This is a genomic window from Sphingomonas yabuuchiae, assembly GCF_001477495.1.
GTDB classification, from domain to species: Bacteria; Pseudomonadota; Alphaproteobacteria; order Sphingomonadales; family Sphingomonadaceae; genus Sphingomonas; species Sphingomonas yabuuchiae_A.
Map to the genome: position 1 here is coordinate 1 of NZ_LDTF01000065.1, position 8,070 is coordinate 8,070.

Consider the following 8,070-nt stretch of genomic DNA (forward strand, 5'->3'; position numbering starts at 1 on the left):
CGATCGACAGCACGCCCGACACCGGACCCGGCGTCGGCACCGCGGCGACGGGCATGGCGAGGATCAGCTGGTCGCCGCTGCGCGTCATCACCTGCGGCGCGGCATGGTCGATGATGCCGCTGCGCTCGGGGTAGAAATAGGCGTCCTTGACCGCGACCGATGCGGGCAGCGGCACGGCGATCCGCACCTGCTTGCCTTGCGTCTCGATCACGCCGTCACCTCCGAGCGGCTTGGGCAGGGCGGCGCGCCACCGGTCGAACTCGGCGCGCCTGGAAGGATCGATGGCACCGTCACCGACCGTCAGCGTCGTCGACAGCGTCTGGCTCTCGGGCACGCAGATGGTGTCCGTGCAAACCAGATAATCAAGCTTCACCGTGACCGGCAGCGGCGTACCCTTCGCCAGCCCGGCGGGGACCGACAGATCGACGAGCAGCGTGAAGGGCCGCTCATAGACATAGTTCATCAACCCGGCGATCTTCAGTCGTCCGGGCACCGGATAGCGCAACTCCCCCGCGCTCGCGCCGCCGGGCAGCGTCCAGTGCGCCTCGGTCGGCAGGCCCGCATCGCCGCCATTCTTCCAGTATCCGTGCCAGCCCTTGTCCGGCGTCGCGACGATGGCCAGCGTGGTGCGGCCGCCCGCCGCCGGGGTTTCGCTTTCGGCGACCAGTCGCATCGCCAGATGGATGGCACCGGGCGCGGGCGCGCTTTCGGCCATGCCGGGGCCTGCCGCCACCAGCATGAACAGAGCCGTCATCAGGATGTAAAACCAACCGCGCATCGACCTTGCCCTAACCCGCTTTCGCGTTCCATAGCGCCCCTGTCCCTGCTTTGCACCAAGGTTGCCCATGAACTCCCTGACTGCCGTGCTCCTGGCCTCCGTCGCGCTTTTTGCCGCGCCCGCCGCCCATGCCCAGACCGCCAGCCCCGCCCCCGGTGCCGCGCCTGCGCCGGTCGTCACGCTGCCGGGCACGCCGCAGCCACCCTTTCCCGCGACGCCGCCCAAGCTGATCGTGGCGATCTCGGTCGACCAGTTCTCGGCCGACCTGTTCCAGCAATATCGCAACCACTTCACCGGCGGCATGGCGCGCCTGCTGACCGGTGCGGTCTTTCCCTCGGGCTATCAGAGCCATGCCGCGACCGAGACCTGCCCCGGCCACTCGACCATCCTGACCGGCTATCGTCCCGCCCATACCGGGATCATCGCCAACAACTGGGTCGACCAGTCGGTGAACCGCCCGGACAAGATCGTCTATTGCTCCGAGGACGAAAGCGTCGCGGGCATGGACCACAATAATTACATCGTCTCGGACAAGCATCTGAAGGTTCCGACGCTGGGCGAGCGGATGAAGACCGCCGATCCCCGCGTGCGCACCGTCTCGGTCGCGGGGAAAGACCGCGCCGCCGTGATGATGGGCGGGCACAAGATGGACGAGATCTGGTGGTGGGACGGCAAGACCTATGTCTCCTATGCCGGACGCACCGTGCCGCCGGTGGTCGAACGCACCCGCAAGGCGGTGGCCGACCTGATCGTCCGGCCGCAGGACGCCATGCCGCTGCCCGGTTTCTGCAAGCCGCTCGACCGGCCGATCACGGTCGGCAGCCAGACGCTGGGCACCGGCCGGTTCCAGCGCGCGGCGGGCGACCTGAAGGCTTTCCGCGTCTCGCCCGCCGCCGATGCGGCGGTGCTGGCGATGGCGGCGGGCTTCGTCCAGGACATGAAGCTGGGCCAGGGGCCGCAGACCGACATCCTGTCGGTCGGCCTGTCGGCGACCGACTATATCGGCCACGCGCTGGGCACCCAGGGCGCCGAGATGTGCATCCAGATGGCCGAGCTGGACCGTTCGCTGGCGGGCTTCTTCGACGTGCTCGACGCGACCGGCGTGGATTATGAGGTCATGCTGACCGCCGATCACGGCGCGCACGACATGACCGAGCGCCAGCAGATTCGCGCCATGCCGATGGAAAGCCATGTCGAGCCCGAGGCCAAGACCAAGGCGATGTCGGCCGCGATCGCCAAGGCGATGGGCCTGCCCAACGATCCGCCGCTCATGATGAGCGCCGAGGGCGACATCTATATCAACACCGCCCTGCCCGCCGCGACCCGCGCGAAGGTGCTGGCGGAGGCCAAGCGCCGCTACGAAGCATTGCCGCAGGTCGCCGCCGCGCTGACCCGCGACGAGATCGCGGCGACGCCCTGGCCGACCACGCCGCCGGAAACCTGGACGCTGAAGGAAAAGGCGCGGTCGTCCTATGACCCGACCCGCTCGGGCGACCTGCTGATCCTGCTGCGCCCACGCGTGACCACCATCGAAGAGCCAGCCCCCGGTTATGTCGAAACGCACGGCTCCCCCTGGGACTATGACCGCCGGGTGCCGATCCTGTTCTGGCGCAAGGGCATGGCCGGGTTCGAGCAGCCGCTGTCGGTCGAGACGGTCGATATCGCCCCGACGCTGGCGGCGACCATCGGGTTGCCGATCCCGGGTGTGGACGGGCGCTGCCTGGACCTCGATCCGGGCGCGGCGGATACGTGCAAGCGGTAAGAATTCCTCCCCGGCACGGGGAGGTGGCAGCGCGCAGCGCTGACGGAGGGGGGGCTTCCACACAGGACGTCCCGTGCGGCGATCCCCCTCCACCACCGCTTCGCGGCGGTCCCCCCCGTGCCGGGGAGGATTTTAAGCCCGCTCCACCCTATACTCGATCGGCTTGAAGCTCCCCCCGTTGGACGCAGGCGCCGAACACGCGGTGAGCCCGATCACCAGGTCCATATGCGCCACGAAGCGGATATGATCCCCGGGCGTGCTCAGCGGGGGCAGCACCTCCAGCTTGCCGGTGGTCCCATCGATCGGCACGTTCATGAAGCAGTTGAACGCCACCGGGATGCGGTCGGGCGTCACGCCATAAGGCTCCAGCGCCGCCGCCAGATTGCCGAAGCACCCGCGATGGCGCGGCAGGTCGGGATAGAAATGGTCGAACGTATCGACCGAACACGGCGTCAGCAGGAAATCGTGCATCCCGACCATGTCCTCGACGATCTCCAGCATCACCCGCGAGCGGTTGGAATAGAGCTTGTGCCCGGTCGTCAGCCGGATCGTCTCGGCATAGTCGAGCGTGCGACCCGACGAGATCACTTCGTCCAGATCGTCCGCATTAAAGGCGAGCAGATCGGCCACCTGCCGCCCGCGTGGATCGATGACGGTCAGGCTGTCGCCCTTGGCCATGCGGAACGCGTCGCCGCTGCGCGGGGGGATTTCAACCGTCTGGCGGCTCATGGCTTGGCCTCGCTCGCACTGCCCGCATAATGGAAGGGACAGCGCCAGCCCTCCTCGACCACGCGCCCGCTATACTGGCGTGCCTCACTCAATTCGCCGTGGCGGGCGAGCATCGGATTGCGGGAACCGGCCAGCGCCTCGTCACGCATCAGGATCTTTTCGCGCATCGTCTCGTATTTCCCCTGCGCGCGCAGAATTTCGAACTGATCGTGCAGGTTGAAGATCATCGCCGGGCGCGGGAAGCGGCGCGCGGGGCGGCTGGCCTTGGGGTGCAGCCCCACGACGAAAAACGCCTCGCCGCCAAAGGACAGGGAGAAATGCGGGTCGTCGGGATCGGCACTGACCCGCTCGTCCCAGTCCTGGCCCAACCAGACATCCTTGTCCGACAGCGACTGGATGCGCGACCAGACCGCCCGCTCGAACGCGGCTTCGTCCAGCGTATCCGGCCCGGCAAACACCACGGCGAGGCTGCGGAAGAGCTGTGGCTCGGCCCGGTAGCGTTCGGCGAAACGGCGCAGGCAATCGTGAATGCGCAAATCGTCCCAGGCGCTGGCGATGTCGCGCGCACCCAGGATTTCGAGAGTCCCGCGCGCCATCGCCGCCTTTGCGCCGACGCAGGGAAAATCGACCTCCGCAATATGGGCGCGAAGCATCGCGGAGGATTCCGGCTCGCTGGGGTCCTGAGCGGGAAAGAGGCTGCTGATCGTATCTGACATGGCATGACCCAACGCCGCGCCGAAACCGGACGTTCCGAAAGATGACCCAATCCCAATAAATTGCAGATCATTTCTCAGTGATATTGATAAGGATCAATCCTACAGTTGATCGAGGTTGTTCAGCCCTTGCCGGCCACGATGCGCGCCACCGGTTCGACCTGTTCGGTGCCGCGTCGGGCGGCGGAGGGGCGGCCGTGATGATAACCCTGCTGCCACACCGCACCGCTGACATAAGCGAGGTCGGCCATGGTCTGGGTTTCGACACCCTCGACGATCACCGTGCCCCCCAGTTCGCGGATCAGGCCGACCAGATGCGGCAGGCTGTGACAGGGTTCGCGATCGCGCACCGCCCGTTGCAGGAACAGGCCGTCGACCTTTACCAGCGCGGGGACCAGATCCATCAACTGGCGGATCGAGGTGAAGCCCGCCCCGAAATCGTCCAGTGCCAGCGTCGCCCCCGTCGCGCGCAGCGCGCGGGCAAAGGTGATCGCGTCATGGATATGCGTGATCGGCTCAGTTTCGGTGATCTCGACGACCAGCCGTGCGGCAAGGTCGGGCTGCGCGGCCAGCATGGTCAGGACGCCGCGCCACCATCCGTTCAGATGTGCCGAGTTGGCCGAAATATTGACCGCCAGCACCGCATCGGGATGCGCCCGCAGTTCATCCAGCACATGGCGCACCATCACCCGGTCGAAGGTCGAAGCGATCCCCGTCCGCTCCAGCGCCGGAAAGAGCGTCGAGGGGGACAGCCCCGCGCCGGGGCCGTCGAAGCGGACCAGACCCTCATGATAGAGGATGCGCGACGGGTCGGCATGATGACGGACCGGCTGCCAGTGCGCCACCATCCGCCCCTCGGCCGCGCAGCGAAAGGCCCGGGCGATCAGGTGCATGTCGTTCCTGTAAAGCGACAATCCGTCATCGCCATGATCGCGGCGCACGTCGCGCGGCCCGCGATAGCGGGGCGGCTCGTCATTCTGCCAGGTCATCACCGCATGGACACCCGCACCGGGTTCGCCGGTCATCGCCTCGATACCGATCGGTTCGGCGGTCAGATGATAGGACAGATCGGCCAGGTGGTCCCAGGACACGGGCCCGTCATGCGCGGCGTCGCCCAAGACTCGAAAGCGCCGGTGCGCCGCATCCTGCTCGATCCGCAGCCCGAATTCGCACAGCCGGGTTGCGATGCGGTGTGCGACATGGTCCGCCACGCCCGGCCCCCAACATGCCGCAATCAATTCGAGATTGCTGATCTCGATCTCAAACGCCCTGCTCGGCACCTAACCCCCGTTCCCCGCCAACGGGGACGCCGCCTTGCCGCAACGGCCTCGGCAACACCCCCCGGTCAAGCGTCAAGGGTAGCAACCATACCTACACTTGCAAGGGCACAGAACGGTCCGATCAACCATGAAATTCTGATTTTTTAGGAACTTAGCCGCGATCAAATCCGAGATTATCAATCCAGGTTAGGACGCAACCAGCGGGTGGCCTGCGCCACATCGACGCCGCGCCGCGCGGCATAGTCCGCCACCTGATCCTCACCGATCCGCGCCACGCCGAAATACTCGGCCTGACCATGGCCGAAATAGAAGCCGCTGACCGCCGCCGTCGGCAGCATGGCAAAGCTGTCGGTCAACTCCAACCCCACCGACTGTTCCGCGCCCAGCAGGTCGAACAGCGTCCGCTTGATGCTGTGTTCGGGGCAGGCGGGATAGCCCGGCGCGGGACGGATGCCGCGATACTGTTCGCGGATCAGCGCCTCGTTGGTCAGCTGCTCGCCCGCCGCATAGCCCCACAGGTCGGTGCGAACATGCGCGTGGAGCCGCTCGGCAAAGGCCTCGGCCAGACGGTCCGCCAGTGCCTTGAGCAGGATGTCGTTATAATCGTCATGACCCGCACGGAACCGCTCGATATGCGCGTCGATGCCGTGGATGCCGACCGCAAAGCCGCCGATCCAGTCGCCCGCCGGATCGATGAAGTCGGCCAGGCACATATTCGCGCGCCCCTCGCGCTTGGCGATCTGCTGGCGCAGGAAGGGGATGCGGGTTTCCCCGTCCCCGGCGGTCAGGATCACGTCGTCGCCGTCGCGGCGGCACGGCCACAGCGCAGCGACGCCGCGCGCGGTCAGCCACTTCTCGGCGATGATCGTGTCGAGCATGGCCTGCGCATCGGCATAGAGCCCGCTGGCGCTCTCGCCGACCACTTCGTCGGTCAGGATCGCGGGGAAGTTGCCCGCCAGTTCCCAGGCGCGGAAGAACGGCGTCCAGTCGATATAGTCGCGCAGGTCGGACAGGTCCCAATCCTGATAGACATGCACGCCCGGCTGCCTGGGCTCGCCCGCCTTCAAGGCCATGTCCGCGACGAAACCGCGCGCACGGGCGTCCTCCAACGGCAGGAGCGCGTTCGCCCCCTTCCCTTCGCGCGCCTTGCGGACGGCTTCGTAATCCGCCGCGACTTGAGCGACATAGGGGTCGCGCTGGGTATCGGACACCAAAGTCGTCGCCACGCCGACCGCGCGGCTGGCGTCCAGGACATGGACCACCGGCCCCTTATAGGCGGGCGCGATACGCAGCGCGGTGTGAACCTTGGAGGTCGTCGCACCGCCGATCAGCAGCGGCATGGTCATGCCCGCCCGCTGCATCTCCTCGCCGACCGTCACCATCTCGTCCAGCGAGGGGGTGATCAGGCCCGACAGGCCGATCATGTCGGCGTCATGCTCGACCGCCGAGGCGATGATCTTCGACCAGGGGACCATGACGCCGAGGTCGACCACCTCGAAGCCGTTGCACTGGAGCACGACGCCGACGATGTTCTTGCCGATATCGTGCACGTCGCCTTTCACGGTCGCGAGCACGATCTTGCCCTTGCCCTTGGCGCCCGGCTCCTTCGCTGCCTCGATGAAGGGCAGCAGGTGCGCGACCGCCTTCTTCATGACGCGGGCGGACTTGACCACCTGCGGCAGGAACATCTTGCCCGATCCGAACAGGTCGCCGACGACGTTCATGCCGTCCATCAGCGGGCCTTCGATCACCTCGATGGGGCGCGCGAACGCTTGCCGGCACTCCTCGGTATCGTCGACGACATGCGCGTCGATGCCCTTGACCAGCGCATATTCCAGCCGCTTGGTCACGGGCAGGCTGCGCCATTCGGCCGCCTGCTTCTCGGCGACCGCATCGGTGCCGCGATAGCGCTCGGCCAGTGCGACCAGCCGCTCGCCCGCATCCGGGTCGCGATTGAGCACGACATCCTCGCAGGCGGTGCGCAGTTCGGGGTCGATCGTGTCGTATACGTCGAGCTGGCCCGCATTGACGATCGCCATGTCCATCCCCGCCGGAATGGCGTGGTAGAGGAACACCGAGTGCATCGCGCGGCGCACCGGCTCGTTGCCGCGGAACGAGAAGGACAGGTTGGAAAGGCCGCCCGAGATATGGACATGCGGGCAGCGCGCCTTGATCTCCCGGCATGCCTCGATGAAGTCGACGCCGTAATTGTTATGCTCTTCGATGCCGGTGGCTACCGCGAAGACATTGGGGTCGAAGATGATATCCTCGGGCGGAAAGCCGATCCCCATCAGCAGGTCATAGGCGCGCGCGCAGATCTCGACCTTGCGGTCCTTGGTGTCCGCCTGGCCGACCTCGTCGAACGCCATGACGACCACCGCCGCGCCATAGGCCATGCAGCGGCGGGCATAATGGAGGAACGCCTCCTCGCCTTCCTTCATGCTGATCGAATTGACGATCGGCTTGCCGCTGACGCACTTCAGCCCCGCCTCGATCACGCTCCATTTCGAGCTGTCGATCATGATCGGCACGCGTGCGATATCAGGCTCGGCGGCGATCAGCTTGAGGAAGGTGGTCATGGCGTATTCGGCGTCGAGCAGCCCTTCGTCCATGTTGACGTCGACCACCTGCGCGCCATTCTCGACCTGGCTGCGCGCCACCTCCACCGCGCGGGTGTAATCGCCCGCCAGGATCATCTTCTTGAACGCCGCCGAGCCGGTGACGTTGGTCCGCTCGCCGACATTGACGAAATTGGTGGAAGAGGCGGTCTGGGTCATGATGTCTTCTCAAATCCTCCCCGCTCGCGGG

At 66.4% G+C, this 8,070-nt stretch carries 6 protein-coding genes; 1 reads left to right on the forward strand and 5 read right to left on the reverse strand.

The window, feature by feature from the left end:
- Window positions 1–778 (reverse strand): protein-disulfide reductase DsbD domain-containing protein (locus tag NS355_RS12045; protein ID WP_275934726.1); only part of this gene is annotated, 778 nt, incomplete at its 3' end.
- 67 nt (window positions 779–845) lie between these two features.
- On the opposite strand from NS355_RS12045, the gene NS355_RS12050 reads away from it, so the two are divergent.
- Window positions 846–2,540 (forward strand): alkaline phosphatase family protein, encoded by a 1,695-nt coding sequence (locus NS355_RS12050; RefSeq protein ID WP_167345446.1) that lies wholly within the window; start codon window positions 846–848, stop codon window positions 2,538–2,540.
- Window positions 2,541–2,672: 132 nt separating this feature from the next.
- On the opposite strand, the gene NS355_RS12055 is transcribed toward NS355_RS12050, so the two are convergent.
- The 4 genes from NS355_RS12055 to metH form a co-directional block, all read right to left on the reverse strand.
- Window positions 2,673–3,269 (reverse strand): DUF1989 domain-containing protein, encoded by a 597-nt coding sequence (locus NS355_RS12055; RefSeq protein ID WP_058745943.1) that lies wholly within the window; start codon window positions 3,267–3,269, stop codon window positions 2,673–2,675.
- Window positions 3,266–3,985 carry a guanitoxin biosynthesis heme-dependent pre-guanitoxin N-hydroxylase GntA gene (gene gntA, locus NS355_RS12060; RefSeq protein ID WP_058745944.1) on the reverse strand — a complete coding sequence of 240 codons (720 nt, stop codon included), beginning with the start codon at window positions 3,983–3,985 and terminating at the stop codon, window positions 3,266–3,268. Before gntA ends, NS355_RS12055 begins: the two co-directional genes overlap by 4 nt.
- A gap of 119 nt (window positions 3,986–4,104) precedes the next feature.
- Window positions 4,105–5,262: an EAL domain-containing protein gene (locus NS355_RS12065; RefSeq protein WP_058745945.1), complete on the reverse strand. Its 1,158-nt coding sequence runs from the start codon at window positions 5,260–5,262 to the stop codon at window positions 4,105–4,107.
- 176 nt (window positions 5,263–5,438) lie between these two features.
- A complete protein-coding gene (gene metH / locus NS355_RS12070; RefSeq protein ID WP_058745946.1) occupies window positions 5,439–8,039 on the reverse strand; it encodes a methionine synthase in 2,601 nt (866 codons plus the stop codon).
- Between the last annotated feature and the right edge of the window lie 31 nt (window positions 8,040–8,070).